This is a genomic window from Bacillus sp. mrc49, assembly GCF_002803435.1.
Genome location: NZ_PHNG01000688.1, coordinates 202131 through 224744 on the forward strand (window position 1 = coordinate 202131; position 22614 = coordinate 224744).

Sequence of the window (22614 nt, forward strand, 5' to 3'; positions counted from 1 at the left end):
CTTATTTACGCTAGTGAACGTGTCAGCTAGTAGAAAAACAACAAGTTTGTATAACGTTTGTATAAAAACATTATACAAAACGGTTGACAACTAAACAACTTCCTAGCAATAATTAACTCAATAACATTACAGGAGTTCTTAAGCTTATTGAAATATTTGGCAATATTACATGAGTGATATGGAAAAAGACATTGGGGGAAACCATGGTTAATAAAAAGAAGGTAATTATTGTTGGAGCGGGAGTAGCAGGGTTGGCAAGTGCGATTAGATTGCAGCATGCGGGGTATCAGGTGGAACTTTTTGAAAAAGAAGCGATACCCGGTGGAAAAATGCACAAAATTGATAAGGATGGTTACAAATTCGACTTAGGACCAAGTATAGTCATGATGCCAGAGCTTTATCAGGAAATTTTCGAATTGGCAGGCCGTAATCCGGATGATTATATTCCAATGGAGAAATTAGATCCGATGTATTCCGTTTTCTTTGGAAGCAAAGCGGAAGATACTTACGAAATTTCTTCAGACTTAGTCGATTTAATGAAAACCTTGGAGGACATTAGTGACAAAGATGCAGAAGGTTTCTTGAAATATCTTCAAAAAATTTATGAACGTTTCATTGTCGCAAAAAATCATTTTATTCAACGTCCATTCCGGCACGCATCCGATTTCTATAATCCTTTCATGATTCGTCAAGCGTTGAAATTGAAGACATTCGATAATGCCGATCATTTCATTGGTAAATATGTGAAAAATGAACGCCTTAAGCAGATGATTAGTTTTCAAACTTTATACATAGGTGTTTCACCATATAATGGACCTTCCTTATATACCATTATCCCGATGATTGAATTACTCTATGGCGTGTGGTTCATCAAGGGTGGCATGTATACGATGGCCCAATCAATGGAACGGCTGTTTATTGAGTTGGGCGGCATGGTTCACTATAACGCGAGTGTTCAAGAAATAATCATTGAAAATCAGCAGGCCCTTGGCATTAAAGTGGATGATAAAGAAATTCATTCTGATTATGTCCTTTGTAATGCCGACTTTCCCTATGCGATGAAAAATCTGGTCAAAGACACGAAATCGAAAGGCAAGTATACAGATAAAAAAATTGACAGCATGAAGTACTCTTGTTCGTGTTTTATTATGTACTTGGGAATGGATCGAAAATATGAATCGTTAAAAACGATCCATAATTTCGTATTTAGTGAAGGTTTGGAGAAGAACTTAAACGACATTTTTGATGGAAGGCTTCTAGATGACCCATCCTTTTATGTCTATCTCGGCTCTAAAATTGACCCATCATTGGCTCCTGAAGGAAAAGATGGGATATATATTCTAGTTCCTGTATCTGATCTGTCAACCTCCGAATACGAATGGAATGATGAAACGATAAGCCATTACCGTTCAAAAGTGTTCGAAGCTCTTAAAAAAATAGAAGGTCTTGAAAATATTGAAAATGAAATTGTTTCGGAATCCTATATGACACCGCCCGATTTTGAATCGAAATTCAATGCCTATAACGGTGCATGCTTCGGCTTACGTCCTAACCTAGCACAAAGTAATCATCTTCGCCCGCAGAGTAAAGCTAAAAAATGCGAAAATCTGTATTTTACTGGAAGCAGCACGCACCCTGGTGCCGGAGTGCCCATCGTATTACTTTCAGCTAAAATCGCTACAGAAGAACTGATTTTGGATGATCGTGGCAGTAAGCAGGCAGTACATGCAGGGAATAACTAGGAGGACGGCCGATGAGATTGACTGATCAAACACTATTGGATGAAGATTATCGGTATTGCGAGGACATCATCAAGCAGAATTCTAAAAGTTTCTATTTTGCTTTTTTAGGCTTACCGAAGGCGAAAGCAAACGCCGTTTATGCCATCTATGCTTTTTGCAGAATTGCCGATGATAGTGTGGATCTGGGAGGGACCAGGTCAGAAAAAATCAACGCGTTGAACCGCATTTATCAGGAGTTAAGCTTATTCCAGGACGAAAAGGAACTGGACCATCCGCTTTGGAGGGCTTTAAGAGATGTGTTCACCCGTTATAAAATGGATATTCAGCCTTTCTTTGATCAGCTGAAAGGTCAGAGAAGGGATATTGATTTCACCATTCCCCAAACAATGAGCCAGGTAGAGGAATACAGCTATTACGTAGCGGGAACGGTTGGTTTAATGCTCTTACCCATCATCGCTTCCGAATCGGAACAAGATCTTACCCAACAAGCGATATCTCTTGGAGTCGCTATGCAAATTACTAATATATTGAGAGATGTTGGGGAGGACTATAGAAAAAACAACCGAATATATTTGCCGTTATACGAGATGGAATCGGAGTCGTACACTGAGGAAGATATTAAACAAGCCAGGATCAATATTGGCTTTATCAGGATTTGGGAGAAGATGGCCAGCCGTGCAGAAGCGTTGTTTGATGACTTTCAAGAAGTGATTAAATATTTTGATAAAGACAGCCGATTTCAGGTTTTGCTATCGGCACGTCTTTATCGTGGAATCTTGAACGCCGTAAGAGATAATGAATATGACTGCTTTTTTAAGAGGAATTTCATTTCTCCAATGGAAATGCAGCAAATTCAACAAGAAACCAAGGTTTTCGCTTCCGCTTCGACTTAGAAAAGGATAGTGAATGAAGATAATCCTTTATTGTTTATCGTTAAATTTTTGAATGGAAAAAGGGGAGTGAAGGGTATGACCAAAACCGCTAAAACGGTCGTCGTTATAGGAGGCGGGCTGGGAGGACTTTCAGCCGCCATATCGATGGCGCAAAGTGGATATAAGGTTTCACTTTATGAAAAGAACGACCATCTTGGTGGTAAACTGAATCGATTGGAACAGGATGGCTTTGGTTTCGACCTTGGCCCATCCATATTGACGATGCCTCAAATATTTGAACGATTGTTTGTAAAAAGCGGCCGCGATATGGCTGACTATATTCCTATGCTTCGCTTAAAGCATGAATGGCGATCCTTCTTTTCAGACGATTCTGTCATAGATCTATATGGAGACTTGAATTTGATGTTACAGGAAAATACTTGCTTGTCTAAAAAGGACATTGAGGAGTATGGACATTTTTTAGAATATGCAAGGCGAATATATGAAGTGACTGAAGAAGGATACTTTGCCAAGGGCTTGGATTCGACGATGGAAATCTTTAAACAACACGGACTGATAGAATCGGTTAAAGGTTTTGATCTATTTTCAACAATGTATGATGCCATCCAGAAACGGATCAGCAATCCAAAGCTTCGGAATATGCTTGCTTATTTTATTAAATATGTAGGGTCTTCTCCATACGACGCTCCTGCCGTTCTTAATATGATGATCTATATGCAGCATGCTCAAGGTGTTTGGTACGTACCTGGCGGGATGAATCGAATTGCTCAAGGCATGGTCAAACTTGCAACTGAATTAGGTGTTGAATTACATACTGGAATGGCAGTCAGAAAACTCATCACCAAGGAAGCTTCAAAGGGAATTTTGGCAGCAGAGCTGGATGATGGGACGAGGAGAACGGCGGATTATTTTATCTCCAATATGGAAGTCATCCCAGCCTATGAAAAATTATTGGATGAAGGAAAGCACTTTATCAAGAAGCTTGAAAAACGGTTTGAGCCTTCCAGTTCCGGTCTAATCCTGCACTTGGGTGTGCGCAAAACATACCCTCAGCTTGCCCATCATAACTTCTTTTTCTCTAATAATCTACAAAAACAAATGAATAAGGTTTTCCGTGACCATGAACTGCCAGACGATCCTACCATTTATTTAGTCAATGTTAATAAAACCGATCCATCTCAATCACTTCCAGGACATGAGAATATTAAAATACTTCCACATATCCCGTATATTCAAGATAAACCATTCACACAGAATGATTACATAGCCCTCCGGGAAAAAGTATTGATGAAATTGGAGAAAATGGGCTTGACTGATTTGCGGCAAAATATTGTGACGGAAGACATGTGGACGCCGCATGATATTGAAAGAAGGTATGGATCACATCGCGGATCCATTTATGGTACAGTCTCCCACCGTAAAAAGAACCGAGGATTCAAACATGCAAAGCAAAGTGAGCGCTACGATAACCTTTATTTCGTGGGCGGTACCGTTAATCCAGGCGGGGGGATGCCGATGGTTACATTAAGCGGCCAACAAGTTCGGGATAAAATAGTACAAAAGGATTCCATTCATGGCTAATTCGAATGCAAATCCATCTCAACTAGAGCAATGGAGAACGGTTTCAAAAAGCCAGAAAGAGCATACCATGACAGAACAATCAATGAACCTGAAGTGCAGGCGCCAGCTTTTTATCCCGATTAAAGAGCATGCTTAGAGATCATGAAGAAGCTGGGTTGGAAGCGTTGAAGGCAGATTTGGGTAAACGAAGCGCCGAGCTTATGCTTCGGAACTGGCTGTTTTGTAAAACGAGATTGATTAAGTAGACCGGCATTTGTCTAAGTGGAGGAGGCCAAGGGGTTAAACCGGCTTTTGCCTGGCGGGTTGGAGAAAGTGAAGTGGTGCAACTCTGGATCATGATTCTTGACATCGTTGCATGGTGTTTCTTCCATATGGTTTTTTCCCTGTATACTGTCAATATACCTAATCACCATTCGTGCATGACAATTTTATATATCGGATTAAAAGATGGGGAAATCACGGAAAGTGTGCTAAACGTATTGCCTAGTGAAGAAATGGAAAAATTACATACCGGATGGTTCAAAAATGATTAAACGCGGTTTTGAAAAGAAACAGCTTCAAGGAACGGATACAATCTCTTTGACGACGTTCATGTTGGAGACAAAACGGGCAGAATCAACTCACTGATTTTCCATCTTTCTAACTGGTTTCTTTTTTCTATGGAATCCAGTTTGGGCAGGGTGGATCATGCTAGCCTATGCGATCTCTTTCAATATTCCAATCATCATAGTTCAAAGATACAATCATGCCCGTTTGCAACAATTGTTGGCCAAGAAGAACTAATCTGTTTAAATAACTGTAAATGAGGACAAGCACGGAAGGGGGGCAGAGCCCAAATAAAATGGATGAATGAAGAATAACAAGGAATAAAATTATGAATGAATAAAAAATGATTGAACCAACGAAATGGATTCTCCGTATACTCTCCTCTAAAATTTCTTCTCCTCTGCGATTCTTGCCCTTCATTGTTTAGGGATTTTTCATACCTGCTTTAGAAAATTTTAAGATTTGTATGGTATGGTTTCTTTAGTGTCTTCATCGGTAAAGTGACTTGTTCACATCAAGGAGAAATCCAAATCAATTGGTAAGGATTAGTGTTACATATTTCTTATTGAATTTATAAGCAAAAGAGTGATAAGTAGTTGTGGAGGTGATTGACATATCGATAAAAACGAGGTTTCTGTTATCTTACGTCGGAGTAATCCTATTTTCCATCGCCTTGCTATTGGTCGCTGGGTTTTTAATTATTTTCGCGATAACGGGCGATCCAAACTCGATTGAAAATTTTTACAAAAAATCTTATGTCCAGAAACCATTGACGAATGTGGAAGAAACCGCATTTCTTGATTTAAAGCTTTTGGCCAAACATAAACCTGAACAGCTTCTTAAAGAAGACCAATTAAAGGAAATTAAACAAAAGGACATCGACATCGTCGTCAGAAAAGATTCGAAGATCGAGTTTACTTCGCTTTCCTTTAACAATCAGGTACTGGGCAGGTCTCTCCCGGGATTCGAAGAAACGAACATCAATACGAGGGATACGATTAAAATCGATGACTTTTTTTACACATATGTCAAATTTGATTTTTATTTCTCGGATAAAAGCCAAGGAAGTATTTTTGTGTTGAGAAAGGTGAGTTCCTCTGCCGAGCTGGCTCGGGAGTTATTCCCTATTTTATTCGGGCTATTATTATTTCTATTCATCATGATTATCGGGCTGTTAAACTATTTAGTTTCCAGAAGCATCATCAAACCCATTTCACTTCTTAAGGAAGGGGCCAGTCGGATCAAATCAGGAGATTTAAACTTCGAAATAAAAGCTGCCTCCAATGATGAAATCGGACAGTTAAATCGGACATTCGATGAAATGAGGATAAAATTAAAAGAATCCGTTAAGATTCAGCTTCAATATGAAGAAAACAGGAAAGAACTTCTATCCAATATTTCGCATGATTTGAAAACGCCGATTACTTCGATTATCGGATATGTTGAGGGAATACAAGATGGTGTCGCCAATACCCCGCAAAAAATGGAAAAGTATTTATCGACTATCCATTTAAAGGCGAAAGACTTGGATTCATTGATCGATGAATTATTCCTATTCTCCAAGCTGGATTTAAATAAAGAACCATTCACTTTTGAAACTGTGGAAATGAATCAATTTATCGGAGACTACGTGGAAGAATTTCATTTGGATTTCCTTCAAGATGGGACTCGAATTGAATGGAATCAAGTGTATGAACCAATATTTGTGACAGCGGATAGGGAGAAACTAAGACGAGTATTGGCTAACTTAATCAGTAATTGCGTGAAGTATGCGGAGAGGGATAAAGTGAACATTTCCATTGCTTTACATGAGGGGCAAGAGGATGTAGCTGTACAGGTTACGGATAATGGCCAAGGAATAGAACCTTCTGCCCTGCCTTTCATTTTTGATCGCTTTTACCGTGCTGAACAATCCAGGAATTCAGAGACTGGTGGCAGCGGCTTAGGGCTGGCGATTGCCAAGCAAATCATACGAGAGCACGAAGGGGATATTTGGGCTACAAGCGAGATGGGAAAGGGCACAAGTGTCTTCTTTACCTTAAAGAAAGGTGAGGAGCAATGAAAAAAATATTACTTATTGAAGATGATGTCAGCATTGCTGAACTGCAGCGGGATTATTTGGAGATTGATGATTTTAAAGTAAACATTCAACATACAGGTGATGCAGGACTTCAGCAGGCCCTTCAAAAAAACTACGATTTAATCATTCTCGATATCATGCTTCCCGGCGTGAACGGGTTTGAGATTTGCAAACAAATACGAGCTGCCAAGGATATACCGATATTGATCGTTTCCGCCAAAAAGGAGGATATCGATAAAATTCGAGGGCTTGGATTAGGCGCTGACGATTATATCACAAAGCCTTTTAGTCCAAGTGAACTGGTTGCTAGGGTGAAAGCGCATTTAGCCCGGTATGATCGTTTGGCAGGGAATCATTCCAAAATAAATACGGTTTTCGTTCACGGTATATCGATAGATAAGTCATCGCGTAAAGTTCATATCAATGGCGGGGAAGTGCCTTTCACGACAAAGGAATTCGATTTGTTGCTGTTTCTAGTGATGCACCCGAACCAAGTATTGAGCAAGGAGCAACTATATGAGAGCAATTGGGGAATGGAGTCGGCGGCGGATGTCTCGACTGTCACCGTCCATATTAGAAAATTACGTGAAAAAATCGAAAGAGACCCGGCACATCCTAAATACCTGGAAACGGTTTGGGGCGCCGGGTATCGTTTCAATGTATAAATGGTCTTTGCATTACCTGTCACAAAAGTGGCGATTTTTGGGATGATAAATAAAATTTAAAAAGACGTTAAGCTTTTTTTGGAAATTGCATAACGGGAGTTAATGATTGGGCGTTAACACCATATTAAACGGATAACAAAGACTCAACTAAGTTTTATGGGATGCGATCGAACAGGGCTGCGTTTTAAACTTGAGTCAGTTAAGTTACAGCGGAATAGGAGGCAAATGCCACGAATGTTGGAAACGAATGTAAAAAGGGCGTGTTATGGATGTGGAAGTGGATGGTTGTAATGGCGGGATGTCTTCTCTTGCTTCAAGCATGTGCCCCTGATTCCAAGAAGAATTTGAAAAAACTTGGAAATGAGGAGATGGAAATGAATGAACAGCTTTTTCAAGCTGCAGAAAAGGAAGACACGGAAACGGTAATCAGGTTGATTGAGGAGGGTGCCGATATCGATTCTCGAGATGCAAAAGGGCGGACAGCCACTTTGATCGCTACTTATCATAATGATCCTGAGACGGCAAAAGTCCTAATCGCAGCAGGTGCAGACGTCAACATCCAGGATGATTTGAAAAACAATCCTTTCCTTTACGCCGGTGCAGAAGGATATCTTGAAATCCTCAAGGCTGCGATTGATGCAGGTGCTGACCCTGCGCTGACCAACCGATATGGCGGAACTGCACTCATACCTGCTTCGGAACATGGGTATGTCCATGTGATCAAGGAACTTTTGACCCAAACTGATATTGATGTAAATCATGTCAATAACCTCGGTTGGACGGCATTATTGGAGGCGATCGTATTGAATGATGGAGGTGAGAAACAACAGCAAACCGTGCAATTGTTGATAGAACATGGTGCTGATGTGAATATAGCCGATCATGATAAGGTGACCCCATTACAGCACGCCCGAATGAAAGGCTTTAAAGACATTGAACAAATGTTGATGAAAAAAGGAGCGCAATAACCACATCAAATGGCTCATCATAAATGCAGTCAGTTAGGCAATGACCTGTTCTCGAAATCAAACAATATGAACGGAAGCCTGATGACGCACTGATACTCAAGCAGAATTCCCCGGTTTGGCAATCGGGCGTATTTCGGGGGCCATATGTGAAGAAGACAAAAGAACCTTTTGTTCGAGGCGTGTGAAGAGTCCAGATTGTACAACCGAAAAAAGACAAACTCGATTTTCATAGAGTTTGTCTACAGTTTGGAAGGGTCATTATTATTAAATGGCTCTTTTTGTCTGTCTGTGGGTTAATCGCGACCACTTGTTGTCCTAGTTTTTTTGACTATTTTCCACTGGCTTTTCTTGTTCTGCCCTCAATTTCAATGCTACTAAACTGGCAAAGTCGTGAATGATGGTGGCTGCCAATAGGGAAGTGATTTGGGTTGGGTCATAGGGTGGGAGAACTTCCACCAAGTCGAAACCGATGAAGTTGAATCCGTGCAGGGAGCGAATCAACTCCAATGTTTCAAAGCTATTCAAACCTCCAACCTCCAAGGTGCCCGTACCAGGAGCGCACGATGGATCTACGAAATCGATATCGAAGCTCAAGAAACATGGTGTATCCCCAATCGTCTTTTTGACTTCCTTCACGACATCCGCGATTCCCCTTTCCTTCAGCTGAGGCGTTGTTATCACGGTATAGCCCAGGTCTGTACTGGAATCAATATCGCCTGGATGATTGAGTGTTCCTCTAATTCCGATTTGGAAAACTTTATCCGTCTGCAGCAGCCCTTCCTCATAAGCACGGATGAACGGTGAACCATGCCAGTATTTCTCTTCATAATAAGTATCCCACGTGTCAGTATGTGAATCGAAATGGAGAAGAGCCACTGGTCCATGGATTTTTGCGGCAGCTCTTAAATTGGCCAATGTTACGGAGTGATCTCCTCCAATTCCGATTGGGATGATGCCCGCTTTCATCAAGTCTGCCATTGCCGATTCAATTAATTCATAGCTTCGGTGGATATTATGGGGAATCACTGAAACATCACCAATATCAATGGCATTACACTCGTCAAATGGAAATACTTTCTGAATGGGATGATAAGGAAACAACGTCATGGATGCCTGACGGACAGCCTGTGGAGCGAACCTTGCTCCTACCCTGAATGAAGCGGCTGTATCAAAGGGCAGGCCAACCACGGCCAATTTGGCATTTTCTCTTGAAGAAGGTAAGCGCATAAAAGTTCCAGTGGTACAAAACTCTGGTTTTACATCGGGAGTTAAAGGATATTTCATTTTTTTATTCCTCCATTTTCTAATCATGTTAAGGGTTTCAATACTCCCCTTTTCAAATGCAATTAACATGCCAAGTCACCTAAAGCGATTTTCTGCAGATACGTATACGTTTTTTTATAAGGAAATTATGCATGGGCGAATAATCTATCGAAAAATGAATCGAGATGCAGTAAAAAAACGGAGCCGCATTTCCCCATGAACGATCGTAATGACATGAATGCTGCTGGAATCCCAGCTATTTACGTTAAATGGCACGATATTTGCATTTAGATATTCAGGTTGTATTTTAAAAAAGAAGGAGGTCTTACGATTTATTTAGGTAATGTCAAATCGAATATTTGAAAGCGTTTTCAAGGAGGAATGATAAGTGGAAAATGATGCGAAACTGAAACGAACGCTAAAATTATGGCAAATTGTTATGATGGGATTGGCTTATATGACTCCTATGGTCGTATTCGATACATTCGGTATCGTATCCGGAATCACCGGGGGACATGTACCGACTGCTTATATATTTGCATTGGTCGGTATGCTCTTTACCGCCGCAAGCTATGGTAAACTCGTAAAGGTTTTTCCAGCAGCAGGATCGGCGTATACGTATACGCAAAAGGCGATTAACCGGCATTTGGGGTTCCTGGTAGGATGGTCCTCGTTGTTGGACTACCTATTTTTACCGATGGTAAATGCATTATTGACCAAAATTTATCTTACTGCATTATTTCCAGAGGTGCCAACATGGATATGGGTCGTACTGTTCGTTGCCGTTGTCACGATTCTCAATCTCCGGAGTGTCAATGTATTGGCTAACTTCAATGCCCTTTTTGTTTTAATTCAAATTGCCATCATGACGGTGTTCATCATTCTTGTAATCAGGGGCCTGCATAGTGGAGAAGGGACAGGGGAAGTGTTCACGATCCAGCCCTTCGTCCAGGATGGGATGGACTATTCTGCCATCATCACCGGGGCCACCATTCTTTGTTTTTCCTTTTTGGGGTTTGACGCCGTAACGACACTATCGGAGGAAACACCAGATCCGAAAAAAACGATACCCAAAGCGATCTTTTTAACGGCACTATGGGGAGGGGTGATATTCATTATCTCCTCTTTCTTTATCCAGCTTTTTTTTCCTGATATCTCCCGTTTCAAGGAACCGGATGCTGCGTTGCCGGAAATTGCCTTATATGTAGGGGGGAAGCTGTTCCAATCGATTTTCTTATGCACCACCCTTGTCAATACGCTAGCATCGGGACTAGCATCGCATGCCAGTGTATCCCGCCTATTGTATGTTATGGGCCGTGATAAGGTGTTTCCGGAAAAATGGTTTGGCTATATTCATCCTAAGTGGAAAACACCTGCCATCAATGTCCTCATCGTGGGGGGCATTGCCTTGTCGGCCTTGTTCTTTGATTTGGTGACGGCTGCGTCACTGATTAATTTTGGTGCATTGATGGCCTTCACTTTTGTAAATCTGTCAGTGATCAGCCATTTTATCATCAAGGAAAAAAAGCATCGAACGATAAAGGGATATTTCCATTACTTAATCATGCCCTTAATCGGGGCCATAGCCATTGGCATACTTTGGATCAATCTTGAGACAAGTTCACTAATCATGGGGGTTGGCTGGTTTTTGGTTGGCTTTTGTTATCTGCTTTACATTACTAAGGCCTTCCGCACTGCTCCGCCCCAATATCAAGTGGAAGAAATTCAGCTATAGACTCTTCGCAAGGAAAATGTCACATGCAAGGACCGGTCAGTTTGCAGAGAAAAGGGGTACGGGATTCCTCCATTCCGTACCCCTTTTGATATGGTGTCGGCTCGAGTGAAGGGAGGGGCTGTATAATATTGTCCGCTATTCTATCTTTTGTTTTTTTACAGGAAACCCATACTACACCATGAAACTAGCAAAAGACTTCGTATTCATTTCAAGACGGATTCACGGTTCGCTGCAGATGCATCGAAGGCGCTTCACATATCGAGACTTCATTAATGATCTTTTACCTTCTTAGTCGGAGGATTTCTTCACGTGCTTTTTGATAATTATCGATGGTTTGTTTGTCGATGCGGTGAAAAACGCTTAAGTAAAGGGCGTCGACCATGTTAAGCTGCATGATCCTCGATGCAATGCTGCCGATTCGGTGATCATGTTCAATGTCAGGAAAGCAAAGCTGTATCGTAGCCAATTTTAATAGAGGAGACTTCGAATAGGCGGTAATGGCGACAATGGGAACGGCGATCTTTTTTGCATATGAAGCCATTTCCAAAACATCCTTCGTTTTTCCGGATGTTGAAAAAAGGACTAAAGCATCTTCGGAAGAGAAATTGGAAACATAGGAGATCACGGTGTGAAAATCCGTGTTCATCCCTGTCGCGACGCCAAGTTTAGCGAATTTATGGCTGGCATCCAATGCAGCTGTAGCGGAGCCGCCGACACCGAAAAAAGCAATCCGTTTTGCCCTGCTCAAGCATTCAACTGCTTTATCAAATTCTTTTTTGTTCAATGTTTGTTCAAGCGAACCCAAGGCAATTTTATTGCTCATCGTTACCTTTTGAAAAAGCTGGTAAGGGGTATCATTTTCACGCAATAAAGAAAGGTCATTTATATTGGCATGGTTTGAACTCAGTTCTTTCACTAAAGTATGTTGAAACGTTTTAAAGCTTTCAATGCCCATCCGTTTACAAAAACGGACAACGCTGGCTTGGGAAACATTGGCGTTACTCGATATTTCAGAAATCGTGTACGTTTGCACCAAATCGGCATGATCCAATATATATTGGGCTACTTGCCGTTCTGCACGTGACAGGGAATCGGCCTTTTCTTTGATTTTTTGTAATAAAGATGAGCTCATAATTGTCCCCCTTATAAGAGATATCCTATTACATTTATATCACAAATGAAATATTATTGTGAGCAAATGCAGAAAAAAATGCCATTTATGAAATTTTATTTCTTAATTTTTTCGTTATAATATTGATATTTTAATTCTTTTTATTTATGATATAAAAGATAGAATATATCAAAAATTCAAAATAAGGAGGTGGTAAGTTGAATAGGGCCATTATACTTGTAAGTCATGGCAACTTAGCCTCGGCAATGAAGGAATGTGTGGAGCTGATTACAGGAAAACAAAAACGCCTTTATGCATTGAACATGGGTGCCGACGAAGCATTCGACTCATTTTCAAGCCGTCTGGGAATTTCAGTCGATCAACTGCGGGTCCGCTACAAAGAGATAATCCTACTGGCTGATATTAAAGGGGGTTCCCCATGCAATGCATCTACACTTCAAGTGTTGAAAGATGACGCCGTACAGGTAATCACCGGTTTCCATTTAGGTTTAGTGATTGAATGCTGTCTATCACCTGCATGTCCGAGAGAGTTAATCGCCAATGCCTCCCAAAGCATTAGCCATATAAACTCCGTAATCATTCGATAATCGTGAAGGAGGTTTGTCATGAGCATTGTTGTTACCCGTATCGATGAAAGGCTTATACATGGACAAGTCGCTTATTCATGGAGCGTTGCTTATCAAGTCACTGAATATCTTGTAGTTGATGATGAAGCGGCGAACGACCCGACCCAAATCCTGCTGCTAAGCATGGCGGTTCCTTCTGGGAAAAAACTTGCCATTCTTTCTGTCGAAGATGCAGTGAGCCATCTCGATGCGCAGCCGGATTCCATGAAAACGTTCATCGTCGTGAAAAGTCCCCATGTTCTCTTATCCCTGATTGAAAAAGGGATTATGCTGCCTTCGATAAATGTAGGCGGCATGTACTATAAAGCTGGCAAACAGGAAATATGTAAAACAGTCTATTTGGACGAAGAAGATAAGGCCGTTTTCCGAAAAATAAAAGATCACGGGATTGCCTGTGAAATCCGAACATCTCCAAGTGACAAATCCATTGATTTATTTACGAAAATATAGAGACGGGAAAGGCCGTCAGAACGTAAAGGGGGAGAAAAAGTGGATATTGGCTTCCTGCCAGCCGTTTTGCTGAGCGCTTTTGTTGCGGGTCTTATGACTGAAAACTATGGGTACGGATATTGGATGATCAGCCGTCCGATTTTTGCGGGCCCGTTACTAGGTTTAATGATGGGCGACCTCCAAACAGGTTTGATTGTAGGGGCGAGCGTCGAATTGATGTTCATGGGGGTCCTGCCGATTGGAGGGAGCATCCCTCCAAATGCACAAATTGCAGGACTGATTGGTACCATTTTTGCAATCAGTGCTGGCGGTAAACCAGAAGTTGGAATTGCCCTGGCCTTGCCAATTGGCATTCTGGCTCAGCTTTTGATCATGCTTGCTTGGAACTTCAATATTTTTCTCGTGCATCGTGCTGAAAATGCTCTAAAAGCGCTTAATCTAAAGAGGGCAGGACGGCTGCACCTGTCTGGTTTGATCGTATTTTTCACAGTCATGTTCATCCCGACGTTTTTGGCCGTTCAGTTTGGAAGCGACTTTGTAAAGAACCTTGTGGATTCCATGCCTGCGTGGTTTCTGGATGGTTTAAAGGTTTCGGCAGGAATTCTGCCTGCCATAGGAATGGCAATGCTCCTGAAAATGATGGACTTCAAGAAGTATTGGTCATTTTTCCTGATTGGATTCGTACTGGCGGTTTATTTGGAACTCCCCGTACTATCGATTGCCTTGTTGGGTCTTGGAATCGCCATCAGCATTTCGGTGGTGATGAATATTGCAGATAACAGTGAAATCGCCCTTCCTTCGTCCCAGCGAGGTGAAGCGGAAACGGCGATCCTGACAAAGAAGGATTTAATCAGTACCTTTTTCCGTTCCTTCTTCAGCATGACGTCGATAAATTATGAGCGCTATGGCAGTTTAGGTTTTTGTTTTGCGGTAATTCCGGCACTCAAAAGACTTTATGGAGACGAAGAGGAATTAAAAGAAGCGATTGTCCGCCATAATGAGTTTTTTAACTGTCACCCGTATACTACCAATGCCATCATCGGTGTGACACTCGCCTTGGAAGAGCAACGGGCACAAGGAAAACCGATCACCTCTGAGACTATTTCTTCAACCAAAGCTGCATTGATGGGACCGCTTTCTGGAATTGGTGACTCTGTGTTTAAAGCGACCTTCATGACCATTTTTGCGGCAATTGGCGCTGGCTTGGCGTTGGAGGGAAACCCGATAGGTCCGATCCTATTCATCGTGCCAAACGTATTGCTAAACATTATCTCCCGCTATTATGGATTGATTTATGGGTACAGGTTTGGAATGAACCTTATCTTGAAAATGAAAGATTCGGATATCCTCAATAAGTTTGTACAGGGGGCAACCATTGTCGGATTAATGGTCACAGGTTCGATGATTGTCCATTTTGTTCAGGTGGGAGTGGCCGCTAAATGGAACTACGCTGGCAAAGAAATCATCTTGCAAGAACTTCTCGATTCGATCTTGCCCGGGCTTTTGCCTCTTCTCTTGACGCTTGGCTTCTTATGGGTTCTGCATAAATATAAAAAGGCAATCTACTGGCTCATTCTTTTTTGCTTTGTTGTAGGTCTAGTTGGAAAATCATTTGGAGTCTTGTAGGTGATAAAGATGGATAAAAAAAACGTATTGAACAAGATCAAGAATGGATTGATTGTGTCGTGCCAGGCAAGGGTAGGCTGGCCCATGTATGGGGCGAATATCATGGGCGCGTTAAGCAAGGCTGCTGAAAAAGGGGGCGCCGTTGGAATAAGGGCAACCGCGCCTGAAAATATCGAAGCGATCAGGAAGGTAACGACCTTGCCTATCATGGGGATTCACAAACAATGGTTGGATGAAAGCGAGGTATATATCACTCCGACCTATGAAAGTGCTAAAAGCATCATTGAGGCTGGTGCCAGCATTGTAGCCCTTGATGGCACCCAACGAAGGCGACCTGGGGGTGAAACGCTTGAAAGCATCATAAAAAATATCAATAGTAAGCATCCCAATATTTTAGTGATGGCAGATTGTGCGACTTTTGAAGATGGGCAGATCGCAGAAGAACTGGGAGCGGATATCGTATCAACGACATTGTGTGGATATACGGAGGAAACGAAAAACGTGAAGGAAGTCGATTATGTTCTCATTCATAAACTCTCTTCTGCATGCAAAATCCCCATCATTGCTGAAGGTCATATTCACACGAAGGATCATGCTCGAAAAGCCATTGAAAGCGGTGCCTTCGCTGTCGTGGTTGGAACGGCCATTACTCGTCCGGAAATTATCACGAAATGGTTCGTGGATGAATTGAAGCTGCTGGCTGAGAAATAGAAGCTTCCAAAACCGATCTATATGGCGGTGTCGGTCTTCTTCGCACAAATGCAAAAAAAGTTCTCATAGGTCAAGTGAAAAGGGCATGCATGCGTGCGTGCCCTTTTTTTGTTTTTTGCATACATCAGCTGCCAACTAGTTCAATATTTCTACTATAGGAATCATCCAGATATGGAGTTTGTAATGTTGCCTATTGATGTCCTGTTACTTGCAATTTCATAATATGCAGACCTGAATGGCTTATGAATTCATACATACCCCAGAAAAAGTTACATTCACCGGCGATGAAGGCAACCTCACGATCTATGGCCGTTTACACAAGTTTTTAAAACTGGCATGAAAGTTGCTTACTAGTTTAATAAGAATAAAAGTGAGGTGCTAAAATGACAGGCAAAACAAACCTGATGGAAACCCGTCAAAGCGACAATCCGCTGCAAGAGTTCCAGGATATTTTAAAAGAAGCGGTTCATGTTTTAGGGTATCCAGATTCTGTATATCAATTTTTGAAAACGCCGATGCGCTTTTTGGAAGTCAGCATTTCCATACAAATGGATAATGGTGAAACGCGGATGTTCCAAGGATACCGTGCCCAGCATAATGATGCGACCGGACCGACGAAAGGCGGGATTCGGTTTCATCCGGAAGTCACACCTGACGAGGTTAAGGCATTGGCGGGATGGATGAGCTTGAAATGTGGAATTACGGATCTTCCATATGGAGGCGCTAAGGGCGGTATTGTCTGTGATACCAGATTGATGAGTTCGTCTGAGCTAGAACGATTAAGCAGAGGGTACGTCAGGGCAGTCAGCCAGATAGTGGGACCGACGAAGGATATTCCTGCACCGGATATGTATACGAATTCCCAAATCATGGCGTGGATGCTCGATGAGTACGATCATATCAGGGAATTCGATTCACCAGGCTTCATTACCGGTAAGCCGCTGACATTAGGCGGATCGAAGGGACGTGAAACAGCTACCTCCAAGGGCGTGTTATATACGCTTCAAATGGTCTGTGAATTAGAGGGAATTCCCATTGAAGGCTTGCGCGTGATCATCCAGGGATTCGGGAATGTTGGCAGCCATTTGGCAATGTATTTGCATGAATGGGGGGCAAAGGTGGTTGGGATAGCGGATGAGCTCGGGGGAATATATGACCCAAACGGGTTGGATATTCCGTATCTTTTGAAGAACAGGGACTCTTTTGGTGTCGTTTCGAATTTATTCAACGAATCATTATCGAATTCCGACATATTGGAGAAGGAATGCGATGTGCTGATTCCTGCGGCAATTAGCGGGGTGGTCCATAAAGGAAATGCCGAACGATTGCAATGTAAAATCTTGATCGAAGCCGCGAACGGGCCGACAACAAAAGAAGCAATCAAAATTCTTGATGAAAAAGGTATCGTTTTGGTACCCGATATTCTGGCCAATTCAGGGGGAGTGATCGTTTCATATTTTGAATGGTGCCAAAACAATCAAGGATATTACTGGACGGAAGAACTTGTGGATGAACGATTGAAGGAAAAGATGGCAGAAAGCTTTTTGAATGTCCATCATACCTCACAAAAATTTTCGGTGAATATGAAAGTTGCTGCCTATATTGAAGGGATACGCAAGATCGCGGAAGCTTCCCGGCTTCGTGGCTGGGTCAGATACTAAAATGATGAAATATGGAAGAAAGGGGCTATCCATTGAACTTTGACATTCTTTCCGAAAATAAAGAAAATCAAGCGATCCATCATTATTGCCTTTTATCCAAAAATTATCGTTATGATGTGACCATTGTATATTCAGCGCAGTTCTTCGGTAAAGCGATGGTAACCTCCTTGCAGAACGGAAGAATGATCCTGATGTGTGCCGGCGATATTTCTTTGGATCAATATTGGGTCCAGGCGCTTGGCGTCGAACAAGAAGATATTCCTGAATTCCAGGATTTTCTTAAGTTAGTCCTGCAATCCCCATTTAATTTGGAACAATACTAAAAGGAGGAATAGTGCCATGTACATTGATGTGATTCTTAGCCCGTGTGAAGGTACGCTTGAAAAAATTTCGCTTTCCGAAAATTCCAGATTTTACGAATGGGAACAACTATTTCAAATCAAGAAAGCGGATGGGAGTGTGGAGATCATTGAAATTGGCGTCAGCGGGGAAATACAATCATTGGAGGTAATGGAGGGGGAAGAAGTGGTGACAGGGGAGGTCCTTGCTTATTTTAAAGAAGACTTATTCGTGACCGGCAGCGATTAATGATAAGCGAAAGAAGATGAAATGACTCATCTTCTTTTTTTGTTTTTCCGTAATCCTTCCCCGCTTTCTGGTTAGGGACAGCGATCGATGGGGGGGAATGGTCATGGTCCCCTATAGCCTAATTTGGAAGAAATCCGCTTGCCTGTTTCCATCACATGTTGAATGAGGAAATCCAGTCTGTCCTCTGTCAGATTAAAGCTGACAAATCCGATACTCACTGCGCCATGCACTTCCCCGAAATGGTTTAAGATCGGAACGGCCACTGAAGAGGTTCCTTCCGTTCTTTCATTGTGGCTGATGCCATAGCCTCTCACTTTCGTTTCTTTCAAGATATCCCATAATGCGGCTCTTTCATTTTCAGGAACAAGAGCATCTATGATTTCGTTCGCTTGGATATATGGCATGTAGGCTAGCATTGCCTTATTGGCGGCACCGATATGCATCGGGATCCGTGAGCCGAGCTGATCATATACGCGAATTTGGCTTTTTTCACTATCGATACGTTCGATGATGAGGGACTCCATTTCCATTGGCTGGCTAAGGTAGACACTTTCTTTCACCCAATTCATCAGCCTTTCCAGCTCTGGCCTGATTTGACTGATATAATCCATTTTGTCATACATCCGCAGGCCATATTCGAGCCAAATATTCCCCAAACCATAGTGTTTGGATTGCTCATCTTGTTGTATGAGGCCGTGCTTGGACATGGCTTTTAACAAGCGGTGCATGGAACTTACCGGAAGCTCACATTCTTGGGAGAGATCCGTAATGGCAAGCCCATTTACCGATGAATGGGAAACTAATACGTTAATGACATTCATCGCACGGTCAATCGATTGCATAAACATTCCACCTATCTTTCCATACAGAAATCGTGAAGATAATATTGTTTGAATATTTAAAACATATTGACATTATACCATAAAAAATTTTATAATTTAATAAAAATTCCTATTAACGGAAATGTTTTCCGCGTAGTGGAAAAAGGAGGAGAGGAAGTGTCATATTGTTCATCAATGTACAACTCTTTGCAACGTGTCATTGTTAAACACCCGAATGATGCGTTCATTAGTCAGGCGCATTTAAGTGATGAATGGCAAAGATTCAATTTTTCAGACGAGCCGGATTTAAAAGAAGCCGTAAGAGAGTTTGCTGATTTCATTTCCATTTTGGAGAAGTATGTACCCGACATCAGTTACTTGGCAGCATCGAAGGAAGTGGGCATTGACTCCTTGTACGCGCATGACCCTGTCAAGTTCACAAGCGAAGGAGCGATCCTTTTAAAGTCAGGGAAAAAACTTAGGCAGCCAGAGGCCGCTGTATACAAGCATTTTTGCATGGAAAATAACATCCCCATCATAGGCGAACTAACGGGGGAGGCAGTCGCGGATGGCGGTGATTTGGTTTGGCTTGATGATAGGACTCTAGTTGTAGGACATGGTTACCGGACAAACGCCGAGGGAATTAGGCAATTAAAAGAAATGACGGCCCATCTAGTGGATGAATTCATCGTAGTCCAGCTTCCCCATGATCAAGGGGAGGCAGAGTGTCTTCACCTCATGTCTTTCATTAGCATGATTGACCATGATTTGGCTGTCGTTCATTCACGGCTCATGCCAGTCTACTTCAGAAAACTCCTCATTGAAAGGGGCGTTCAGCTAATAGAGGTACCGGAAGAAGAGTACATGAATCTTGGCTGCAATGTGCTTGCATTAGCTCCGCGGGTTTGTGTAATGACTGCCGGGAATGAATATACAAAGCAAAAGCTTCTCGATGCGAAAGCCACGGTATATGAATATAAAGGAACTGAAATCAGTTATAAGGGCACGGGCGGGCCTACCTGTTTAACTTGCCCGGTAGTGCGAAAAAAATAGTGAATAATGGGGGAATGAGCTTTGTATAAACATGTCATCGTAAAAACACCAGGTAGAAGTTATGTAAATGGATTAACAACATCGGACCTGGGTACGCCCGACTATGATATAGCATTGGAACAGCATGCCGCTTATGTGGAAGCATTAAAAAAATGCGGGGTCGAGGTGACGCACCTCCCGGCAAATGAGGAGTTTCCAGATTCGACATTCGTAGAAGATACGGCTGTCATTACCCCTGAATTTGCGGTCATTACGAATCCAGGGGATGTTACCAGAAACAAGGAAATAGTGGAAATGGAACCCGTCTTGAAGGAGTTTCATGAAACCATTCACCATATACATGCTCCGGGAACTTTAGATGGGGGAGATGTGCTTCAAGTCGATGACCATTTTTATATTGGCATTTCCGAGCGTACAAATGAGGAAGGTGCACAGCAGTTAAAGAGAATCGTAGAATCCGAAGGCTATAAAGGGACGATTGTTCCATTAAAAGAGTTCTTCCATTTAAAAACGGGAATTGCCTACCTAGGAGATGATTTGATCGTTGCGGCTGGGGAGTTCATCGATCATCCAGACTTTGTCCAATATAAGAAAATCATCGTTTCAGCTGAAGATGAATACTCGGCGAACTGCATTCTCGTCAATGATTATGTCATTATCCCTAGCGGATATGTTCAGACGAAAAGTAAATTGAATGAAGCTGGATATAAAACGATCGAGCTGGAAATGTCAGAGTTCCGGAAGCAGGATGGCGGATTGAGCTGTTTATCGCTTCGCTTTTAATAAAGGTGAATGAAGGAAGCATGCCTCCATGCTTCCTTGCATTTGATGATGACAAACGGAAAGAGGGATTTCAATGGTCCAATTAAGATGGGGAACTCCGGAAAAACTGCGTGCATTACTATGTGAGCTTGTGGGCTGGGAAAGCAGGACGCTTACAGAAGGTGAAATCACGTTTCCTTATAAAGTCCAGGAGAAATTAGGAGAGCTTGATTTTTTTAAGAAGAATCCTGCCAATTTATCACTTCATGAAGTGGATATGGGAAGGCATTTCGTCCATGCTTTTTATAAGCATCCTGAAGCGGACGAGACAATCGTTTTGATAAGTCATTTCGATACGGTACAGACGGAGGAATATGGTGATCTCGAGATGCTGGCCTTTCAGCCAGAACAGCTCACGAAAAAACTCCTTGATCGAAAAGATGATCTGCCGGAAGAGGCGCGCATCGACCTCGAATCGGGTAACTACCTGTTTGGGCGTGGAACGATGGATATGAAAATGGGGCTAGCCCTACACATGGCCCTCATCGAAAAAGCAAGCATCGAAAAGTGGCCGGTCAATCTTTTGCTGCTGACCGTTCCAGACGAAGAAGTCAATTCTGCTGGCATGAGGGCGGCAGTCAAGGAGCTTGTTGCGCTGCGTGATAAGTATCGTCTTTCATATAAGATGTTTCTCAATAGTGAACCATCTTTTTCACAGAAACCTGGAGACGAGAGCCATTATATTTACTCGGGAACGATGGGGAAAATCATGCCGGCAGCGCTTTTTTATGGAAAGGAAACACATGTGGGAGAGCCATTGAAGGGGATGACAGCTAACTATATGGCCTCGTTCCTTACACAGCTCATGGAGTGGAACACTTCTTTTTTGGAAAGCGATTTCTCGGAAAAAACACCTTTGCCAGTATCGCTTCAGCAAAAAGATCTCAAATTGCAGTATTCAACACAAACGCCTTACCGCGCAGCAGCGCTTTATAATGTTTTCATCATGAAGAGAAGCGCTGGGGAAATCATGGATATTTTCGAGAAGGTTGCAGAGGAAGCGGCGATCAGGTGCAATGAGTCCTATAAGGCCTTATGCATTCGTGAACGGATTGAAGGGGTAGGTGAAGTTCAGGTGCTTCGCTACGAAAAACTGCTATCTTATGCCGTGGGGAAATTCGGGGCGAATCTTGTTGAGCAAATTAAAGGAGAGGTCCAGGCAAATGGGGATTGGGATGAGCGGGAAAAATCACTGCGGATCGTAGAAAAACTGATGATACAATGCCAGGAGCTTGCACCTGCCGTTGTATTGCTGTTTGCGCCGCCGTATTATCCTGCCGTCAATACATCAAGTGATCCGCTTGTCATCGAATCCGTTAAACTATTAAAGGAAACGGCGCAATTGTTTAATGAAGAAATCAGCCAGGTTCATTATTTCAATGGTCTTTGTGACCTGAGCTATGTCCAATATAAAGATGAATCGGATGGCTGGACCGCTTTTGAGAAGAACACGCCAGTTTGGGGGGATAGTTACAGCATTCCTTTTGCCGATATGCTAAAACTTCAGGCGCCGGTGCTCAATGTAGGGCCGTTCGGAAAGGATGCACACCAGCGAACTGAGCGGCTTCATATCGATAGTGCCTTCATTCATACGCCTCTCATGCTGGAAAAGCTAATAAAGAGCATGATCAAAGTCAAGGATGCGCATTGA

Annotated in this window: 22 protein-coding genes and 1 pseudogene; 20 read left to right on the top strand and 3 right to left on the bottom strand. The window is 42.4% G+C overall.

The window, feature by feature from the left end:
* Window positions 1–203 precede the first annotated feature (203 nt).
* From CVN76_RS12295 to CVN76_RS12330, 9 genes and pseudogenes are all read left to right on the top strand, one after another.
* On the top strand, window positions 204–1742 hold the full coding sequence (locus CVN76_RS12295) for a phytoene desaturase family protein (protein WP_100531470.1): 1539 nt from the start codon (window positions 204–206) through the stop codon (window positions 1740–1742).
* Window positions 1743–1753: 11 nt separating this feature from the next.
* A complete protein-coding gene (locus CVN76_RS12300; protein ID WP_100531471.1) occupies window positions 1754–2635 on the top strand; it encodes a phytoene/squalene synthase family protein in 882 nt (293 codons plus the stop codon).
* 75 nt (window positions 2636–2710) lie between these two features.
* Window positions 2711–4216 carry a phytoene desaturase family protein gene (locus CVN76_RS12305; protein WP_100531472.1) on the top strand — a complete coding sequence of 502 codons (1506 nt, stop codon included), beginning with the start codon at window positions 2711–2713 and terminating at the stop codon, window positions 4214–4216.
* Window positions 4209–4352, top strand: a complete 144-nt coding sequence (locus CVN76_RS30995; protein ID WP_157805654.1) for a hypothetical protein — start codon at window positions 4209–4211, stop codon at window positions 4350–4352. Before CVN76_RS12305 ends, CVN76_RS30995 begins: the two co-directional genes overlap by 8 nt.
* 181 nt (window positions 4353–4533) lie before the next feature.
* On the top strand, window positions 4534–4749 hold the full coding sequence (locus tag CVN76_RS12310) for a hypothetical protein (RefSeq protein WP_100531473.1): 216 nt from the start codon (window positions 4534–4536) through the stop codon (window positions 4747–4749).
* Window positions 4742–4999, top strand: a pseudogene (locus CVN76_RS31780) (hypothetical protein). The gene CVN76_RS12310 and the pseudogene CVN76_RS31780 overlap by 8 nt, the downstream one beginning before the upstream one ends.
* 376 nt (window positions 5000–5375) lie before the next feature.
* A complete protein-coding gene (locus CVN76_RS12320) occupies window positions 5376–6824 on the top strand; it encodes a sensor histidine kinase (RefSeq protein WP_100531600.1) in 1449 nt (482 codons plus the stop codon).
* On the top strand, window positions 6821–7507 hold the full coding sequence (locus tag CVN76_RS12325; RefSeq protein ID WP_100531475.1) for a response regulator transcription factor: 687 nt from the start codon (window positions 6821–6823) through the stop codon (window positions 7505–7507). Before CVN76_RS12320 ends, CVN76_RS12325 begins: the two co-directional genes overlap by 4 nt.
* Before the next feature lie 269 nt (window positions 7508–7776).
* Complete coding sequence (locus tag CVN76_RS12330) at window positions 7777–8475, top strand: ankyrin repeat domain-containing protein (RefSeq protein ID WP_100531476.1); 699 nt, start codon at window positions 7777–7779, stop codon at window positions 8473–8475.
* A gap of 315 nt (window positions 8476–8790) precedes the next feature.
* Here the strand turns inward: CVN76_RS12330 and speB are convergent, their stop codons facing one another.
* Complete coding sequence (gene speB, locus CVN76_RS12335; protein WP_100531601.1) at window positions 8791–9759, bottom strand: agmatinase; 969 nt, start codon at window positions 9757–9759, stop codon at window positions 8791–8793.
* A gap of 367 nt (window positions 9760–10126) precedes the next feature.
* Here speB and CVN76_RS12340 point away from each other — a divergent pair, with 367 nt between their 5' ends.
* Window positions 10127–11473, top strand: coding sequence for an APC family permease (locus CVN76_RS12340; RefSeq protein WP_442857567.1), 1347 nt, complete (start codon window positions 10127–10129; stop codon window positions 11471–11473).
* 280 nt (window positions 11474–11753) lie between these two features.
* Here the strand turns inward: CVN76_RS12340 and CVN76_RS12345 are convergent, their stop codons facing one another.
* Complete coding sequence (locus CVN76_RS12345) at window positions 11754–12605, bottom strand: MurR/RpiR family transcriptional regulator (RefSeq protein WP_198512545.1); 852 nt, start codon at window positions 12603–12605, stop codon at window positions 11754–11756.
* Between the two features lie 197 nt (window positions 12606–12802).
* Here CVN76_RS12345 and CVN76_RS12350 point away from each other — a divergent pair, with 197 nt between their 5' ends.
* From CVN76_RS12350 to CVN76_RS12380, 7 genes are all read left to right on the top strand, one after another.
* On the top strand, window positions 12803–13192 hold the full coding sequence (locus CVN76_RS12350; RefSeq protein WP_100531478.1) for a PTS sugar transporter subunit IIA: 390 nt from the start codon (window positions 12803–12805) through the stop codon (window positions 13190–13192).
* 18 nt (window positions 13193–13210) lie between these two features.
* A complete protein-coding gene (locus CVN76_RS12355) occupies window positions 13211–13681 on the top strand; it encodes a PTS system mannose/fructose/N-acetylgalactosamine-transporter subunit IIB (RefSeq protein ID WP_100531479.1) in 471 nt (156 codons plus the stop codon).
* A gap of 39 nt (window positions 13682–13720) precedes the next feature.
* Complete coding sequence (locus CVN76_RS12360; protein ID WP_198512546.1) at window positions 13721–15307, top strand: PTS system mannose/fructose/sorbose family transporter subunit IID; 1587 nt, start codon at window positions 13721–13723, stop codon at window positions 15305–15307.
* Between the two features lie 9 nt (window positions 15308–15316).
* Window positions 15317–16018, top strand: coding sequence for an N-acetylmannosamine-6-phosphate 2-epimerase (locus tag CVN76_RS12365; RefSeq protein WP_100531604.1), 702 nt, complete (start codon window positions 15317–15319; stop codon window positions 16016–16018).
* A 383-nt stretch (window positions 16019–16401) separates the two neighbouring features.
* Window positions 16402–17679, top strand: coding sequence for a Glu/Leu/Phe/Val family dehydrogenase (locus tag CVN76_RS12370; RefSeq protein ID WP_100531480.1), 1278 nt, complete (start codon window positions 16402–16404; stop codon window positions 17677–17679).
* Window positions 17680–17711: 32 nt separating this feature from the next.
* Window positions 17712–18002 (top strand): SAV0927 family protein, encoded by a 291-nt coding sequence (locus tag CVN76_RS12375; RefSeq protein ID WP_100531605.1) that lies wholly within the window; start codon window positions 17712–17714, stop codon window positions 18000–18002.
* 16 nt (window positions 18003–18018) lie between these two features.
* Window positions 18019–18267: a hypothetical protein gene (locus CVN76_RS12380; RefSeq protein ID WP_061144199.1), complete on the top strand. Its 249-nt coding sequence runs from the start codon at window positions 18019–18021 to the stop codon at window positions 18265–18267.
* Window positions 18268–18368: 101 nt separating this feature from the next.
* Here the strand turns inward: CVN76_RS12380 and CVN76_RS12385 are convergent, their stop codons facing one another.
* Window positions 18369–19109: an IclR family transcriptional regulator gene (locus CVN76_RS12385; protein ID WP_100531481.1), complete on the bottom strand. Its 741-nt coding sequence runs from the start codon at window positions 19107–19109 to the stop codon at window positions 18369–18371.
* Window positions 19110–19283: 174 nt separating this feature from the next.
* Here CVN76_RS12385 and CVN76_RS12390 point away from each other — a divergent pair, with 174 nt between their 5' ends.
* The 3 genes from CVN76_RS12390 to CVN76_RS12400 all read left to right on the top strand — a co-directional run bounded on the left by CVN76_RS12390 (window position 19284) and on the right by CVN76_RS12400 (window position 22614).
* Complete coding sequence (locus tag CVN76_RS12390) at window positions 19284–20141, top strand: dimethylarginine dimethylaminohydrolase family protein (protein ID WP_100531482.1); 858 nt, start codon at window positions 19284–19286, stop codon at window positions 20139–20141.
* 21 nt (window positions 20142–20162) lie between these two features.
* Window positions 20163–20924 carry a dimethylarginine dimethylaminohydrolase family protein gene (locus tag CVN76_RS12395; protein WP_100531483.1) on the top strand — a complete coding sequence of 254 codons (762 nt, stop codon included), beginning with the start codon at window positions 20163–20165 and terminating at the stop codon, window positions 20922–20924.
* 73 nt (window positions 20925–20997) lie between these two features.
* A complete protein-coding gene (locus tag CVN76_RS12400; RefSeq protein WP_100531484.1) occupies window positions 20998–22614 on the top strand; it encodes a M20/M25/M40 family metallo-hydrolase in 1617 nt (538 codons plus the stop codon).

What these genes read in the sequence shown, in the direction of transcription:
- speB (WP_100531601.1), bottom strand. Translation starts at nt 9,759, where the DNA reads ATGAAATATCCTTTAACTCCCGATGTAAAACCAGAGTTTTGTACCACT.
- CVN76_RS12305 (WP_100531472.1), top strand. Translation starts at nt 2,711, where the DNA reads ATGACCAAAACCGCTAAAACGGTCGTCGTTATAGGAGGCGGGCTGGGA.
- CVN76_RS12400 (WP_100531484.1), top strand. Translation starts at nt 20,998, where the DNA reads ATGGTCCAATTAAGATGGGGAACTCCGGAAAAACTGCGTGCATTACTA.
- CVN76_RS12370 (WP_100531480.1), top strand. Translation starts at nt 16,402, where the DNA reads ATGACAGGCAAAACAAACCTGATGGAAACCCGTCAAAGCGACAATCCG.
- CVN76_RS12325 (WP_100531475.1), top strand. Translation starts at nt 6,821, where the DNA reads ATGAAAAAAATATTACTTATTGAAGATGATGTCAGCATTGCTGAACTG.
- CVN76_RS12295 (WP_100531470.1), top strand. Translation starts at nt 204, where the DNA reads ATGGTTAATAAAAAGAAGGTAATTATTGTTGGAGCGGGAGTAGCAGGG.
- CVN76_RS12390 (WP_100531482.1), top strand. Translation starts at nt 19,284, where the DNA reads ATGTACAACTCTTTGCAACGTGTCATTGTTAAACACCCGAATGATGCG.
- CVN76_RS30995 (WP_157805654.1), top strand. Translation starts at nt 4,209, where the DNA reads ATGGCTAATTCGAATGCAAATCCATCTCAACTAGAGCAATGGAGAACG.
- CVN76_RS12385 (WP_100531481.1), bottom strand. Translation starts at nt 19,109, where the DNA reads ATGCAATCGATTGACCGTGCGATGAATGTCATTAACGTATTAGTTTCC.
- CVN76_RS12355 (WP_100531479.1), top strand. Translation starts at nt 13,211, where the DNA reads ATGAGCATTGTTGTTACCCGTATCGATGAAAGGCTTATACATGGACAA.
- CVN76_RS12380 (WP_061144199.1), top strand. Translation starts at nt 18,019, where the DNA reads ATGTACATTGATGTGATTCTTAGCCCGTGTGAAGGTACGCTTGAAAAA.
- CVN76_RS12300 (WP_100531471.1), top strand. Translation starts at nt 1,754, where the DNA reads ATGAGATTGACTGATCAAACACTATTGGATGAAGATTATCGGTATTGC.
- CVN76_RS12345 (WP_198512545.1), bottom strand. Translation starts at nt 12,605, where the DNA reads ATGAGCTCATCTTTATTACAAAAAATCAAAGAAAAGGCCGATTCCCTG.
- CVN76_RS12330 (WP_100531476.1), top strand. Translation starts at nt 7,777, where the DNA reads ATGTGGAAGTGGATGGTTGTAATGGCGGGATGTCTTCTCTTGCTTCAA.
- CVN76_RS12365 (WP_100531604.1), top strand. Translation starts at nt 15,317, where the DNA reads ATGGATAAAAAAAACGTATTGAACAAGATCAAGAATGGATTGATTGTG.